At 61.7% G+C, this 248-nt stretch carries 1 pseudogene; it reads right to left on the bottom strand.

From position 1 onward, the window contains the following. Positions 1 to 248, bottom strand: a pseudogene (locus KZZ04_RS20300) (hypothetical protein); the annotation flags it as partial.

The raw sequence follows: 248 nt of genomic DNA, 5'->3' as shown, positions 1-248 counted from the left end.
CTGAGCAATGTCAGCTCGACCGTGGCCTGGTCGAACTCACTCGCTCGCAGGCTTTGCAGCGCACTGTCGCGAGCGGCGGCGCGCCCTCCCCAGAAGTCCACTTCATAACTGGCGGTGAGGTTGGTGCCAAAGCTGTCGACGGTTTTGTTGCTTGCTGTGGCATCCAGCGATGCGTTGCCGCTGCCGTGCAGGAGTTTTTCGCGGCTGGCGGTGAGGTTGAAGTTCACTTCGGGTAACAACGGTGCCCC

This window comes from Pseudoalteromonas sp. CR1, assembly GCF_019392235.1.
Lineage (GTDB): Bacteria > Pseudomonadota > Gammaproteobacteria > Enterobacterales > Alteromonadaceae > Pseudoalteromonas.
The sequence above is the reverse complement of the archived record's forward strand: the minus strand, read 5'-3'. Positions and strand labels throughout refer to the sequence as shown.